Raw genomic sequence first — 13,792 nt, forward strand, 5'->3', positions numbered from 1 at the left:
TACAGCCACACAGCGGCGAGCAGAAGCACGCCGAGGATCATGAGCGCCTTTCCTCAGGGGTGGATGTGCCGACCGTGCCGCCGCAGGACGAGCACGGTGGCCGCGGAGTAGGGCCCGCCCAGCAGGATTATGAGGACGCTCAGGTCGTACGGGTCCAGTGAGCGTGCCGCAGGCAGCATGAAGGATCTTTCGGTTCGGAGCCTGGGCTCAGGCGAGGGCGAAGTAGCGCAGCCACACGTACCCGAGCGAGATGGTGACGGTGACGCCGGTGACGATCAGCCCGTACTTGGTGAACTGCCAGAAGGAGATGGGCTGTCGGTTGCGCTCGGCGATGCCGAGGACGACGACGTTGGCGGAGGCGCCGATGGCGGTGGCGTTGCCGCCGAGGTCGGCGCCCAGGGCCAGGGCCCACCACAGGACGTGGTCGCTTGCCCCGCCCATGTCCTTCACCAGATCGCTGGTGATCGGGGCCATGGTGGCGACGTACGGGATGTTGTCGACGATGCCGGAAAGAACGGCGGAGCCGCCGAGCAGCGTCATGGACCCGCCCAGTTCGTTGCCGCCGATCACATCCGCCAGCTTCTGGGAGACCTCGCTGACGACGCCGGTGTCGATGAGGCCGCCGATCATGATGAACAGGCCGGCGAAGAAGGCGAGCGTGGGCCACTCCACCTCGGCCAGCACCTCGCTCGTGTCGGCCGTGGAAATGGCGATGAGCAGCCCCGCGCCGAGCAGGGCGACGATGCTGGGTTCGTAGTGCAGCACCGGATGCAGGACGAACCCGGCCACCACCAAGGCCAGCACGATCAGGCCCTGGATGAGCAGCCGCGGGTCCTTGATGGCCTCGCGCTCCTCCAGCGCCATGATCTCGGCGGCGCGGTCGTCGTCGTAGACGAACGACGCGCGGAACATCACCCGGCACAGGGCGACGAGCACCACCAGCAATACGGCGATCAGCGGGGCCAGGTGGACCAGGAAGTCGTTGAAGGTCAGGCCCGCCCGGCTGGCGATGATGATGTTGGGCGGGTCGCCGACCAGGGTCGCCGTACCGCCCACATTGGAGGCCATCACCTCGGCGATCAGGAACGGCGCGGCGGGCAGCGCGAGACGCTCGCACACCAGCAACGTGACCGGGGCGATCAGTAGGACCGTGGTGACGTTGTCGAGCAGCGCCGAGGCAACGGCGGTGATGACCACGAGCATGGCCATCACCCGGAAGGGTTTCGCGTGGGCGCGCTTGACCGCCCAGATCGCCAGGTACTCGAACATGCCGGTCTTCTTCAGCACGCCGACGATCATCATCATGCCCATCAGCAGGAAGATGACGTTCCAGTCGATGCCGGAGTCCTCGGAGTAGAACGCCGAGACGTCGTCCGTCGCCCCGATCGCCAGCATCAGCCCCGCGCCGCCCAGCGCCACGGCGACGCGGTGGATCTTCTCGCTGATGATCAGGGCGTAGGCGCCGACGAAGACGATGATTGCTGCCCAGCTGTGCCAGTCGTTCACGGTCCTCCGATGAAGTACTCGATCAGGGCGTCGGTGGTGACCGCGCCGATCAGCGTGGGCTGGACGCCGTTGCGTTCGACCACCGCGACGATCGGGGTGTCCTTGCGCGCCATGAGGGCCGCGATCTGCATGGGCGATGCGGCCGGCCCGACCACGGCCGCGGTGAGATGGCGCCGGGGGAGCCAGGTCGCCACCGACTGCCCGGCCATCGCCTCCCGTACCTGGTTGTCGAGCCGGTCGTCGATCACGGCCGCGAGGAGTGGGTCCTCCTGCACGGCAGCGGGCACCAGCGCTTGGACGACGCGGGCGCCCGGCACGATCGCGTACGGGTACTGGTTCTGATCCAGGACCAGCAGCGCCGGCAGTCGCTCACGGACGACGAGCCTGGCAGCTTCCGCGGCGTCGTCATCGGTCGACACCGTGGGGTAGGGCCGAGCCAACTCACGTGCGCGCATGGTCGTTTCCTTCGCTCAGGCGTTCTGCGGCCGGGGGAGTGTCGTCGTCCTCGTCGTCCGGGATGCCGACCAGGTCCTCGACGTCGAACATCCGGGCGATGGGCACGTCCGTGCTGGAGTGCGCGACGATCGAGAACGCGATGCACACCGCGATCAGCGTGTACGCCTCCTCGGCCTGCGGGATGCCGGACTGCAGCACCAGCAGCCCGTACACCACCGAGGCGAAGCCCTTCGGCCCGAACCAGGCCGCGGTCAGCTTCTCCCGCCGGTCGAAGCGCGTACCGATCAAGGAGAGCAGCAGCGACGCGGGGCGGATCAGCACGATCGCCAGTACGACGGCGACGTAGCCGCCCAGCGACAGGTCGGCGAACAGGTGCGGGGTCAGCAGGGCGCCGAACACCAGCAGCGCGGCGAACTTGGCCAGCTCGGCGAGCGCCTCGCCCAGCGGCTCGAACGCCTCCTTCGCCTCCGGCGCGGTGGCGGCGAGCACCGCGCCCGCGGAGAAGGCGGCCAGGTAGGGGTTGGCGTGGGTGAGGTGGCACAGCCCGTACAGGATGATGCCCGTGGCCAGCGGCAACAGGGGCTGCAGTTTCGGCTCCGCGCCCAACAGGCGAAAGCGGACGAGTCCGTTGACGACGAGCGGCAGCAGGACGCCGAAGGCCAGCCCGAGCGCCAGTTCCAGGGCGATCTTCCCGATCGATGCCTCGTCGGCGTGGTCGGCGGCGGGTCCGGCCGCGGCGATCAGGACCAGTACCACCGGCAGTGCCAGGCCGTCGTTGATGCCGCTCTCCACGTTCAGCAGCTCACGCAGCTTGGCCGGGACCTCCTTGCGGCCCACGATCGCGGAGGCGAACACCGGGTCGGTCGGCGCCAGTACGGCGCCCACCAGGAACGACGTCGTCCAGTCCAGGCCGACCAGGAAGTGCGTCACCAGCGCCATGAACACAAAGGCGAGCGGCATGCCCAGGCCCAGCGCGCGGGCCGGGTTGCGCCAGTTCGCCCGCAGTTTGGCGAAGGAGACGTGCTGTCCGTCGGTGAAAAGGACGGCGAACAGGGCCAGATCGGCCGTCACGGTCACGATCCCGCTGTCCGGCGTTATGTGGATCAGGCCGAGGAAACCGTCACTGACCAGCGCGCCGCCGGCCAGAAAGAGAAAGGAGGTGGAGAGCACGGTCCGCGCCGCCAGGCCCGACAGCAGCACCGCCACCAGCAACGCGACACCGAACACCGCAACGAGCACCATGGCGTACGCCCCTGATCGGAAGAGAGATTGATCCCCTGCTCGCCGACCAGGCTTCCCGGCACACCGATGGGAACCTTACCTGTTCTTGACACGTCTTTGATAGATCACCCATAGGCACCGTGAGGGGCAGGACGCTGCCGGATCCCGGCAGCCGTGGTCGGCCAGGCGGCGGCCGGAGTCGGTTGGCCCTGGCCTGGGCTCAGGTGCGCCGGGAAGCCTGGTCGGCAATCGACCGCCCCTGCCCTGGAGTCCCGGATGCCAGATTCTCCCCCGCCCGGGAGCCGCACCAGCACCGCGGACTGCTGGGGGCGGACAATCGTCTGCTCCATCCGTTCCGGCGCCGTGGACGCGGTGCCGGATCCGTCCGAGAACACGTCGTCGTCCGACTCTCGAGTGAGATCACCGCACAGAACGCCGGGCGTATCGGGAAGAGTGCGGGGCGTTCTCGGCTCCCGGCCCGGTGTACTTGAGGTCGACCTCGGGCAGGTGACGCATTTCAGCGGCGACGGTGGTGCGGTGTTCTTCATGGCGCTGCGTGTGGCGAGGGCACACGGCACGCAAGTGATCGCCACCCATGTCGGTCCTCAGGCACGCGCCACTCTCAAGCAGCTGGGACTGGGCCGGGGCTGGACATCTACGAAGGGGACGGCCCCGGCGGCTCACGACGCGGCGACGAGGAGCCGCTCCAGCAGATGGGAGGCGGTGATCACTCCGAGCAGCCGCGTGGCGGTCTTGTCCCTGTCCACGACCGCCACCAACGGGCTGCGGACCTGGGCCATCTGCGCCGCCACCTCCAGCGCGGTGTCATCCGGTGCGGCGACCGGCGGCGCGGGCACGGACTTCGACAGGCAGTCGCGTACGGTGCGGCCCTTGAGTGCCTGGCACAGCCGGTCGGCGTGACGCTCGTCCACCACCGCCGCCAAGGTCGGGTCCTCCACCACGTACGCCGGCACCAGGATCTTGATCATCTGAGAGGCGGGCAGGATCGCCTTCGGCGTGCCGTCGCCGTCCACCACCAGCAGGGCCGGGAGCCGGTGCTCGGCCATCAGCCGGGCCGCTGCCATGGCGTCGGTGTCGACGCCGACCGTCTCGTACTCCACTGCCAGGTCACGTGCCCGCACGATCGGCTCCTGTTTCGCTGTTGGTCGTCCTGCAAGGCAGCGTCACCTGGATGCTGTGCGCTGACCAGCCGTCGCGCGGCAGTTCTCATGGTGTTCGGACGCAGCCGGAAAGCAGCGGCCCTGTCTTTCCTATTGTGGCCCCCGGCCCGGTGTAACGCGGTGGTGGGCTCCGACGGCATTGACGATCCGCGCGATAAGCGTGCCGAGGACAGCGGCGGCGAGAAGCAGAACGAGCCGGGCGGCGTCGAGATGCCCCTGCCAGGCGAGCTCACCGCGCGGGGCGATGGCATAGCCATTGAGGAACAGCCAGCAGACGGTGGCGATGCCGGGGGCCGCGCGGAAGCGGGCGGGCAGGCCCAGCAGCACCGCCAGCGCGCACAGCGCGGCGAGGCCGATCGCGGAGCTGGCCGGTCCGCCGACGGCACCGAGCACCGCGACGAGGAGGAACGAGCCGACGAAGGCCGCCGCCCAGACGAAGGGGGTCGCCACCGGCTCGGCCACCGGCCTGACGGCGGTGCGCAGCGGGCGCCACTCCACCATGGTCAATCCTCTCCCCAACCGCTTACGCCCAGGAGGTGCTCCTCCTTCCATAGGAACGCACGCGGTGCCGGACTTGGCGACGGGCCTGGGCTTCCCTGATGGATCCCCTACGGCACGTTGACGCGTTCCATACGCACACGGCCGGCGGCGGACGTCAGGGGGAGTCGGGGGCACCGGGCTGCTGGAGGGCCGCGTCGAGCTGGTAGGGGACGCTGGTGACCATGACGCCGGGCATGAACAACAAGCGGGCCTTGAGCCGCAGGGCGCTCTGGTTGTGGAGCAGTTGCTCCCACCAGCGGCCGAGGACGTACTCGGGGATGACCACGGTGACGACATCGCGGGGGCTTTCGCGGCGGATGCGGCGGACGTAGTCGAGGACCGGGCGGGTCACCTCCCGGTAGGGGGAGTCGAGCACCACCAGGGGAACGTCCAGGTTGTGTTCGTCCCACTGGCGTTTGAGCTCGTCGCTCTCGTGGGGCTCCACGGAGACATTGAGTGCCTCGATCATGTGCGGGCGGGTGGCGCGGGCGTAGCCGAGGGCCCGCAGGGTGGGGGCGTGGACCTGGGAGACCAACACGATCGCGTGGTTGCGGGAGGGCGCCTGGGACCCGGCGGTCGGTGCGACGGCGAGTACCTTCGCGATGCGGTCGTAATGGCGGCGGATGCCCAGCATGGCGACGAACAGCAGCGGCATGGCGATCGTGACGATCCACGCGCCGTGCAGGAACTTCGTGACGAGCACGATGACCAGCACGATGCCGGTGAAGAACGCTCCGGTGGCGTTGATGGCCTGTGAGCGGCGGATACGGCGCCGCGCTGGCGGGTCGGACGTGTGGGCCAGCTCCTTGGTCCAGTGCCGGACCATGCCCGCCTGGGAGAGGGTGAAGGAGACGAAGACGCCGACGATGTAGAGCTGGATGATCGAGGAGACGTCCGCGTCGAACGCGATGATCAGCCCGATCGCGGCCAGCGCAAGTAGCACGATGCCGTTGGAGAACACCAGCCGGTCGCCGCGGTTGTGCAATTGGCGGGGCAGGAAGCGGTGCTGGGCCAGCAGCGAGGACAGCAGCGGGAAGCCGTTGAAGGCGGTGTTGGCGGCAAGGATGAGGATGCCCGCGGTGAACGCCTGCACGTAGTAGAAGAGGAACGTGACGTCGCCGAAGGACGCCTTGGCGATCTGCGCGAGCGCGGTCGGCGTGGACGCGTCGGCGGGCAGCCCCAGCGCGGTGGGGTTGTCGGCGACATGGACGCGGTAGAGCAGGGCCAGGACGGTGATGCCGGCGAACATACTGATCGACATCGTGCCCATGATGACCAGCGACTGCGCGGCGTTGCGGCTCTTGGGCTTGCGGAAGGCGGGCACCCCGTTGCTGATCGCCTCCACACCCGTCAGCGCGGTGCAGCCGGAGGCGAAGGCCCGCATGCCGAGGAAGGCCAGCGCCAGGCCGGTGTAGGCGCCGGTGGCGTGGATCGACAGGTGGGCCGACTCGGCGCGGATCGTTTCTCCGGTGGCCAGGCGTACGGCGGCGAAGGCGAACATCGCGTAGATGCCGAGCACGAAGCCGTAGGTCGGGACGGCGAAGACCCGGCCGGACTCCTTCACGCCGCGCAGGTTCATCAGGGTCAGCAGCCCCACCGCGGCGACGGACAGTTCCACCGCGTACTTCCCCAGCGAGGGCGCGGCCGAGGTGATTGCGGCGACCCCTGCGACCACGGAGACGGCGACGGTCAGTACGTAGTCCACCAGCAGCGCGCTCGCCGCGGTCAGGGCCGCGGTCCGGCCGAGGTTCTCGGCGCTGACCGCATAGGCGCCGCCGCCGTTGGGATAGGCGTGGCAGGTCTGCCGGTAGGAGGAGATCACCACCACGAGCAGCAGGATGATCGCGGCGGCGATGTACCACGCGAGATGCAGAAGCTGGGTGCCGCCGAAGGCGAGGATCAGCAGGATCTCCTCGGTTGCGTAGGCCACCGAGGAGAGAGGGTCGCTGCAGAAGACCGGGATGGCCAGCCGCTTGGGCAGCAGGGTCTCGCCGAGCTGGGTGGTGCGCAGGGGGCGGCCGACGAGCATGTGTTTGGGCACTGACCTCACATCTGGCGATGCTAGGTGCGCAGGAAGCACCTGAGGCATGCTGCGCCGCAGAAAGGCATCAAGGGGCCGTTAAGATCGTGCATCCGGCGTTATGCCTGGTACCGCCGCCGCCAGATTTCGATGAGAACGGGCGGTTCGCGGGCCATGAACGCATGGAAGTCATGCGGATGGCGGGCGGTCTCGACCTCGCCCTGCCGTCCGTGACTGCGTGGACACCCTCCCGATGGATGCGGTTTCCCCAACCTCCGAGCAGACGGGAAAGCCCCGGGCCGGAGCAGATCAGCCGAGTTCGGCGAAGGTCTCCACCGCATGCGTCTTGCCGGTGACGACGATGACGTCGCCCTTCTGGACCACGGTTTCGGCGGTCGCGTAGGTGAAGTCCTCGCCTGGGCGCTTGATGCCGACGACCGTGACGCCGTACGTGCTGCGGACCTGGCTCTGACCGAGCGGGATGCCGGTGGCGACGTCCGGGGCGACGGTCTTCACCAGGGCGTAGTCGTCGTCGAACTCGATGAAGTCCAGCATCCGGCCGGTGACCAGGTGGGCGACGCGTTCGCCCATCTCGTGCTCGGGCAGGACCACGTGGTGGACGCCGAGGCGTTCGAGGATCTGGCCGTGATGGCGGCTGACGGCCTTGGCCCAGATGTTGGGCACTTCGGCCTCCAGCAGGTTGGAGCTGACCAGGATGCTCGCCTCGATGTCGCTGCCGATGGCGACGACGGCGCTGGTGAACTCGTGGACGCCGAGCTGGTGCAGGGCCTCGGCGTCGGTGCAGTCGGCGACCGCGGCGTGGGTGAGGGCGTCGCTGTACTTCTGGACGAGGCGGGCGTCGGTGTCGAGGCCGAGCACGTCCCAGCCGCGGCGCATCAGCTCGTTGGCCAGCGAGTCCATCGTCATGATGCCGAACCCGCCGACCTGGATCAGGGTGAGGATCACACCCTCGCCGAAGCCGCTCCAGTACGTTCCCGTGTCCACGACGGCCAGCCCGGTGACGCACACGGCCGAGGTGGATGTGAACAGCGCCGATGTCACCGCCGCGCTGTGCGCGCACCTCGGCATCCGCGAGGTCACGGCGGTCGTCGGCGTCTCGGGCGGAGCCCCGACCGCGGTCGCGATGGCCGCCCGGCATCCCGCCTTCGTGGAGCGCCTGATCCTGCAGAGCGCCGTCGGCCCGCTGCCGTGGCCCGACCGCCGCACGTACATCGGTGCTCAGGTCGTCTTCGGACCGAGCCGCGCAGTGCCCTTCCACCTGGTCGGCGACTGGGCGTCAGAATCCCGTCAAGATTGCGCCGAGGGCCGTAAGAGGGGCGTTAACGATCGCGGTCAGGCCCGAAAGGTTGGGTTCCCTCTAGAGGTCCGTACTCACCCGAACCTCACCCAGGAGCTCACGATGGCCGACGTGGCCTTCGTCGTCGCCACGATCGCGGTGTTCGCGCTGGTGGCCCTCGTCGCCAAGGGGGTGACGAAGCTGTGACCGCCGAGAACATCGTCGGCCTGGTCGTGGCCGTCGCCCTGCTGGGCTATCTCGTCCTCGCCCTCGTCTTCCCCGAGAGGTTCTGAGCCGCGACATGAGCCCCATACTCGCTGACGTGCTCCTGGTGACCGCGCTGATCGGCGCGCTCGCCCTGGTGCACCGTCCCCTTGGCGACTACATGGCCGCCGTCTTCCAGTCCAGGAAGCACCTGCGTGTCGAGCGCTGGATCTACCGCTCGGTCGGCGCCAACCCCGACGCGGAGATGCGCTGGCCCGCCTATCTGCGCGGGGTGCTGGCCTTCTCCGCGGTGAGCGTGCTGTTCCTCTACCTGCTCATGCGGGTGCAGGACAAGCTGCCGCTGTCGCTCGGCTTCAAGCCGATCAGCGCGGACCAGGCGTTCAACACCGCCGCCTCCTTCGTGTCGAACACGAACTGGCAGTCCTACTCGGGCGAGGTGGCGATGAGCCACGTCACCCAGACGATGGGCCTGGCGGTGCAGAACTTCGTCTCCGCGGCCGTCGGCATCGCGGTGGCCGTCGCGCTGGTGCGCGGCTTCGCGCGCTCCCGCACCGGGGACCTGGGCAACTTCTGGTCCGACCTGGTGCGCTGCATCGTTCGGATCCTGATCCCGATCTCCGTGATCGCCGCCGTGCTGCTGATCGCGGCGGGCGCCATCCAGAACTTCGGCGACATCCACACCCTCACCACCCTGTCCGGCGATAAGCAGGCCATCAGCCCCGGCGCGGTCGCCTCCCAGGAGGCCATCAAGGACGTGGGCACCAACGGCGGCGGCTTCTTCAACGCCAACTCCTCGCACCCCTTCGAGAACCCCGACGGCTTCACCAACCTGCTGGAGATCTTCCTGCTGCTCGTGATCCCGTTCTCGCTGCCGCGCACCTTCGGCAGGATGGTCGGCAATGTGAAGCAGGGCTACGCCATCGTGGCCGCGATGGGCTTCATCTGGTTCGCCGGCGTGCTCGCCGTCACCTGGCTCGAGTACGCCCACCCGGGTACCGCCGCGCAGCTGGCGGGCGGCGCGATGGAGGGCAAGGAGCAGCGGTTCGGTGAGGGCAACTCCTCGCTGTTCGCGGTCTCCACCACGATGACCTCGACCGGTTCGGTCAACTCCTTCCACGACTCCTTCAGCGGGCTGTCCGGAGGCGTCCTGATGCTGGGCATGATGCTGGGCGAGATCGCGCCCGGCGGTACCGGCTCCGGCCTCTACGGCATGCTGATCATGGCGGTCATCGCGGTGTTCATCGCCGGCCTGATGGTCGGCCGTACGCCCGAGTACCTGGGCAAGAAGATCGGCACCCGCGAGATCAAGTTCGCGGCCTGCTACATCCTCGTCACCCCGGCGCTGGTGCTGATCGGCGCCGCGCTGGCGATGGCTCTGCCGGACGGCAAGGACGCGATGACGAACATCGGGGCGCACGGCTTCTCCGAGGTGCTGTACGCCTTCACGTCGGCGTCGAACAACAACGGCTCCGCGTTCGCGGGCTTCGGCGCGAACACCGACTTCTTCAACACGACGCTGGGCCTGTGCATGCTGCTGGGCCGGTTCCTGCCGATGGTGTTCGTCCTCGCGCTGGCCGGTTCGCTCGCCGAGCAGACGCCGGTCCCGGCGACCGCGGGCACCCTGCGCACCGAGAAGCCGCTGTTCACCGGCCTGTTGGTGGGCGCGATTCTGATCATCACCGGTCTGACGTTCTTCCCGGCGCTCGCGCTGGGCCCGCTGGCCGAGGGGCTGGCGTCATGACCACCGGCATACGGAAACAGGACAACCAAAGGGACGCCATGTCCACTCCCACTCTCGCGCCCCATCAGGACGCTCCGACCGGGCACAAGCCCGCCGAAGGCAAGGCCGGCGCCGGTCTCTTCGACCCCAAGCAACTGCTCAAGTCGCTGCCGGACGCCTGCCGCAAGCTCGACCCGCGCATCATGGTCAAGTCCCCTGTGATGTTCGTGGTGTTGGTCGGCTCGGTCCTGACGACGATCTTCTCCTTCAAGGACCCGGGCGACTGGTTCGGCTGGGCGATCAGCGCCTGGCTGTGGCTGACAGTGATCTTCGCCAACCTCGCGGAGGCGGTGGCCGAGGGTCGCGGCAAGGCGCAGGCGGACACCCTGCGCAAGGCCAAGACGGACACGGTGGCCAGGCGGCTCGTGGGCGACCGCGAGGAGCAGGTCCCCGGCACCGAGCTGACCATCGGCGACCTGGTCGTCTGCGAGGCGGGCGACATCATCCCCGGCGACGGTGACGTCGTCGAGGGCGTCGCGTCCGTGGACGAGTCGGCCATCACCGGCGAGTCCGCGCCCGTCATCCGCGAGTCCGGCGGCGACCGTTCCGCGGTCACCGGCGGCACGAAGGTGCTCTCCGACCGCATCGTCATCAAGATCACGACGAAGCCCGGCGAGACCTTCATCGACCGGATGATCGCCCTGGTCGAGGGCGCGGCCCGGCAGAAGACGCCCAACGAGATCGCGCTGAACATCCTGCTCGCGTCCCTGACCATCGTCTTCCTGCTCGCGGTGGCCACCCTGCCGCCGTTCGCGGACTACGCGGGCACGCATCTGTCGATGGTCGTGCTGGTGGCACTGCTCGTCTGCCTGATCCCGACCACGATCGGCGCGCTGCTCTCCGCGATCGGCATCGCGGGCATGGACCGGCTGGTGCAGCGGAACGTACTGGCCATGTCCGGAAGGGCCGTTGAGGCCGCGGGCGACGTCTCGACGCTGCTGCTCGACAAGACCGGCACCATCACGCTCGGCAACCGCCAGGCGTCCGAGTTCGTGCCGGTGCGCGGCACCACCGAGGCCGAGGTGGCCGACGCCGCCCAGCTGTCGTCGCTGGCCGACGAGACCCCCGAGGGCCGCTCCATCGTCGTACTGGCGAAGGAGAAGTACGGGCTGCGCGAGCGTCACCAGGGTGAGCTGGCCGGCGCCGAGTGGATCGTCTTCACCGCCCAGACCCGGATGTCGGGTGTGGACGTCGACGGGCGCAAGATCCGCAAGGGCGCGGCCGGTTCGGTCGTCGCCTGGGTCCAGGAGCAGGGCGGGACGGTCGCCGAGGACGCGTCGGAGCTGACCGACGCGATCTCCGAGGCGGGCGGTACGCCGCTCCTGGTGGCCGTCGAAGACGCGGAGGGCGCCCGGGTGTTGGGCGTCATCCACCTCAAGGACGTCGTCAAGGAGGGCATGCGGGAGCGGTTCGACGAGCTGCGCCGTATGGGCATCAAGACGATCATGATCACGGGTGACAACCCGCTGACGGCCAGGGCGATCGCCGAGGAGGCGGGCGTCGACGACTTCCTCGCGGAGGCGACTCCCGAGGACAAGATGGCGCTCATCAAGCGGGAGCAGGCGGGCGGCAAGCTGGTCGCGATGACCGGTGACGGCACGAACGACGCGCCGGCCCTCGCTCAGGCGGACGTCGGCGTGGCGATGAACACGGGTACGTCGGCCGCGAAGGAGGCCGGCAACATGGTCGACCTCGACTCGAACCCGACCAAGCTGATCGAGATCGTCGAGATCGGCAAGCAACTCCTCATCACCCGGGGCGCGTTGACCACGTTCTCCATCGCCAACGACGTCGCGAAGTACTTCGCGATCATCCCGGCGCTGTTCGCGGCGGTCTACCCGGGCCTGGACAAGCTCAACATCATGCGGCTGTCCTCGCCGGACTCCGCGATCCTCTCCGCGGTCATCTTCAACGCGCTGGTCATCATCGCGCTGGTGCCGCTGGCCCTGCGCGGCGTGCAGTACCGGCCGGTGAGTGCGGACAAGATGCTGCGGCGCAACCTCGGGATCTACGGCCTCGGTGGACTGGTCGTCCCGTTCGTCGGCATCAAGATCATCGACCTGCTCATCTCCTTCATCCCCGGAATCGGTTGATCAGCATGAACAACTCCGTTGTGAACTCCGGGCGTATGGTGTGGGCGGCGCTGCGCATGCTGCTCGTCCTGACCGTCGTGACCGGCATCCTCTATCCGCTGGCGATCACCGGCATTGGGAAGGCCCTGTTCAACGACAAGGCCAACGGTTCGATCGTGAAGGTCGACGGCAAGGAAGTCGGCTCCTCGCTCATCGGGCAGAGCTGGAACATCAAGGGCACCGACAAGCCGGACCCGAAGTGGTTCCAGGGCCGCCCGTCCAACAGCGGCTACGACCCGCTGTCCACCGGCTCCAGCCAGCTGGGCGCCGACGACCCGACTCTCGTCAAAGCGGTCAAGGCGGCCAAGAAGCAGGTCGCAGACTTCAACGGCGTACCCGAGTCCGCGGTACCCAAGGACGCGGTCACCGGCTCGGCCTCCGCGATCGACCCGGACATCTCTCCGGACTACGCCGACATCCAGGTCAAGCGGGTGGCCCAGGCCAACGGGCTGACCGCCGCGCAGGTGCAGAAGCTGGTGAACGACCACACCGACGGCCGTACGGCCGGCTTCATGGGCGAGCCCCACGTGAACGTCCTCGAACTCAACATCGCGCTCAGGGCCCTGGCCGACAAGAGCTGATCGTGTCACCACGACAGCCCCCGGGAGCCCACGGCACCGGTGCCCCCGGCCGTCGGCTCCGGCCCGGCGTCCGGGGCCGGCTGCCGCAGACCAGGTCGGGGAAGGCGGAAGTCTCCTGCCCGGATCAACACACGCAGAGTTAGGGAAGGCGGCACGGCGATGACGCGGGTGCTGGTGGTGGAGGACGATCTCCAGCTTCTTCGGGCCCTCACGATCAACCTCAAGGCGCGTAAGTACGAAGTGGACGCCGCGCCCGACGGCGCCGGCGCCCTGCGGCTGGCAGTCGCCCGACCGCCGGATGCGGTGCTGCTCGATCTCGGCCTGCCGGATATCGACGGCCTCGATGTGATCAGGAGGTTGCGCGGCTGGAGCCGGGTGCCGATCCTCGTGGTATCCGCCCGTCGGGCCGAGGCCGAGAAGATCCAGGCACTCGACAGCGGCGCCGACGACTACATCACCAAGCCATTCGGAATCGAGGAACTCCTGGCCCGGCTGCGCGTGGCCCTGCGCCACCAGGAATCAGGCCCCCTCGCGGACGACGTCTCGCGAGTCATCCGTACCGAGGACTTCACCGTCGACCTCGTGGCGAAGAAAGCCACCCGCGGCGGCCGGGACATCCGCCTCACGCCGACCGAGTGGCACCTGCTGGAGGTCCTGCTCCGCCACCCCGGGCGGCTGATCGCCCAGCGGCAGCTGCTCCAAGAGGTGTGGGGGCCCGCCGCCGGAGGCAAGACGAACTACCTTCGCGTCTACATGGCCCAGCTGCGGCGCAAACTGGAAGCGGATCCCTCACACCCCCGCTACCTGATCACCGAGCCCGGCATGGGCTATCGCTTCGAGGAGTAACAACGGC

Annotated in this window: 14 protein-coding genes and 1 pseudogene; 6 read left to right on the top strand and 9 right to left on the bottom strand. The window is 68.6% G+C overall.

The annotated features are described in order from the left end of the window. Nucleotides 1-53: 53 nt before the first annotated feature. The 9 genes and pseudogenes from OG390_RS40655 to OG390_RS40695 all read right to left on the bottom strand — a co-directional run. Nucleotides 54-179 carry a hypothetical protein gene (locus tag OG390_RS40655; protein ID WP_406174963.1) on the bottom strand — a complete coding sequence of 42 codons (126 nt, stop codon included), beginning with the start codon at nucleotides 177-179 and terminating at the stop codon, nucleotides 54-56. Nucleotides 180-207: 28 nt separating this feature from the next. Then, the gene (locus OG390_RS40660) at nucleotides 208-1,506 is read right to left on the bottom strand and encodes an SLC13 family permease (protein WP_406174965.1); all 1,299 of its coding nucleotides are present in this window, start codon (nucleotides 1,504-1,506) and stop codon (nucleotides 208-210) included. Continuing rightward, nucleotides 1,503-1,961 (bottom strand): CBS domain-containing protein, encoded by a 459-nt coding sequence (locus OG390_RS40665; protein WP_406174966.1) that lies wholly within the window; start codon nucleotides 1,959-1,961, stop codon nucleotides 1,503-1,505. Before OG390_RS40665 ends, OG390_RS40660 begins: the two co-directional genes overlap by 4 nt. Next, on the bottom strand, nucleotides 1,948-3,204 hold the full coding sequence (locus OG390_RS40670; RefSeq protein ID WP_406174967.1) for a cation:proton antiporter: 1,257 nt from the start codon (nucleotides 3,202-3,204) through the stop codon (nucleotides 1,948-1,950). Before OG390_RS40670 ends, OG390_RS40665 begins: the two co-directional genes overlap by 14 nt. Nucleotides 3,205-3,863: 659 nt before the next feature. Further along, on the bottom strand, nucleotides 3,864-4,325 hold the full coding sequence (locus OG390_RS40675) for a CBS domain-containing protein (protein WP_406174968.1): 462 nt from the start codon (nucleotides 4,323-4,325) through the stop codon (nucleotides 3,864-3,866). Between the two features lie 129 nt (nucleotides 4,326-4,454). After that, nucleotides 4,455-4,865 (bottom strand): hypothetical protein, encoded by a 411-nt coding sequence (locus tag OG390_RS40680; protein ID WP_406174969.1) that lies wholly within the window; start codon nucleotides 4,863-4,865, stop codon nucleotides 4,455-4,457. Between the two features lie 154 nt (nucleotides 4,866-5,019). Further along, the gene (locus tag OG390_RS40685; protein ID WP_406178162.1) at nucleotides 5,020-6,933 is read right to left on the bottom strand and encodes an APC family permease; all 1,914 of its coding nucleotides are present in this window, start codon (nucleotides 6,931-6,933) and stop codon (nucleotides 5,020-5,022) included. A 300-nt stretch (nucleotides 6,934-7,233) separates the two neighbouring features. After that, nucleotides 7,234-7,515, bottom strand: a complete 282-nt coding sequence (locus OG390_RS40690; RefSeq protein ID WP_406178164.1) for a cation:proton antiporter regulatory subunit — start codon at nucleotides 7,513-7,515, stop codon at nucleotides 7,234-7,236. A gap of 21 nt (nucleotides 7,516-7,536) precedes the next feature. Further along, nucleotides 7,537-8,013, bottom strand: a pseudogene (locus OG390_RS40695) (NAD-binding protein); the annotation flags it as partial. Between OG390_RS40695 and OG390_RS40700 the strand changes: the two are divergent. From OG390_RS40700 to OG390_RS40725, 6 genes are all read left to right on the top strand, one after another. Further along, nucleotides 7,922-8,428, top strand: coding sequence for an alpha/beta fold hydrolase (locus OG390_RS40700; protein ID WP_406174971.1), 507 nt, complete (start codon nucleotides 7,922-7,924; stop codon nucleotides 8,426-8,428). The pseudogene OG390_RS40695 and the gene OG390_RS40700 overlap by 92 nt on opposite strands. After that, entirely contained in the window at nucleotides 8,425-8,514 is a 90-nt protein-coding gene (gene kdpF / locus OG390_RS40705; protein ID WP_033264828.1) for a K(+)-transporting ATPase subunit F, read from the top strand. The genes OG390_RS40700 and kdpF overlap by 4 nt, the downstream gene beginning before the upstream one ends. Before the next feature lie 8 nt (nucleotides 8,515-8,522). Further along, on the top strand, nucleotides 8,523-10,187 hold the full coding sequence (kdpA, locus tag OG390_RS40710; protein ID WP_406174973.1) for a potassium-transporting ATPase subunit KdpA: 1,665 nt from the start codon (nucleotides 8,523-8,525) through the stop codon (nucleotides 10,185-10,187). Beyond that, nucleotides 10,184-12,319 (top strand): potassium-transporting ATPase subunit KdpB, encoded by a 2,136-nt coding sequence (gene kdpB, locus OG390_RS40715; protein ID WP_406174974.1) that lies wholly within the window; start codon nucleotides 10,184-10,186, stop codon nucleotides 12,317-12,319. The genes kdpA and kdpB overlap by 4 nt, the downstream gene beginning before the upstream one ends. 5 nt (nucleotides 12,320-12,324) lie before the next feature. Continuing rightward, nucleotides 12,325-12,939, top strand: coding sequence for a potassium-transporting ATPase subunit KdpC (kdpC, locus tag OG390_RS40720; RefSeq protein WP_406174976.1), 615 nt, complete (start codon nucleotides 12,325-12,327; stop codon nucleotides 12,937-12,939). A 159-nt stretch (nucleotides 12,940-13,098) separates the two neighbouring features. Beyond that, nucleotides 13,099-13,785, top strand: a complete 687-nt coding sequence (locus OG390_RS40725) for a response regulator (RefSeq protein WP_406174977.1) — start codon at nucleotides 13,099-13,101, stop codon at nucleotides 13,783-13,785. The last annotated feature ends 7 nt before the right edge of the window (nucleotides 13,786-13,792 follow it).

The organism is Streptomyces sp. NBC_00996, from assembly GCF_045162675.1.
In the GTDB taxonomy this organism is placed as follows: Bacteria; Actinomycetota; Actinomycetes; order Streptomycetales; family Streptomycetaceae; genus Streptomyces.